Raw genomic sequence first — 544 nt, forward strand, 5'->3', positions numbered from 1 at the left:
TGAGTAAATTTTATTTCTTTACTGTTCCTATCTGATCGTCTTTGCGGTCGCGTCGCTCTTCGTGGGCGCTTTGTCCGACGCGCTCGGACGCAAGCCCGTCATCGTGGGCGGGATGCTCCTTTTCGTCGTCTCCTCCGTCGCCGCCATGATGAGCACCTCGATCGAGTGGCTCTACGCCTGCCGCGTGCTCCAAGGCGTGGCCGCGTCCGTCGGGCCGGTCGTGACGCAGGCGGTCGTGCGCGACCGGTGGTCGGGCGAGAACGCCGCGCGCGTTCTCGCCCTGATGACGGTGCTCTTCGGGCTCGCGCCCGCGGCGGCGCCGATCATCGGCGGCGGGATCACGGTGCACTTCGGTTGGCGCGGGATCTTTCTCTTCCTCGCGGTCCTCAACCTCACGCTCGCCGCGCTCGCCCACTTCAAGCTTCCCGAGACGCACCCCAAGGAAAACCGCCGGGCCTTCAGCGTCGTCGGCACCGCCGCGCCCTATGGGCAAGCGGTACGGCATCCCGCCTTCATCCTGAACTTCCCGCCGATTTGACACTCA

1 protein-coding gene is annotated in these 544 nt (G+C 65.8%); it reads left to right on the forward strand.

Annotation, left to right across the window (positions count from 1 at the left end; translation table 11 throughout):
- Positions 1 to 7 precede the first annotated feature (7 nt).
- Entirely contained in the window at positions 8 to 538 is a 531-nt protein-coding gene (locus tag HMPREF9440_RS05275) for an MFS transporter (RefSeq protein ID WP_087943830.1), read from the forward strand.
- Positions 539 to 544: the final 6 nt, after the last annotated feature.

The organism is Sutterella parvirubra YIT 11816, from assembly GCF_000250875.1.
Classification (GTDB): domain Bacteria; phylum Pseudomonadota; class Gammaproteobacteria; order Burkholderiales; family Burkholderiaceae_F; genus Sutterella; species Sutterella parvirubra.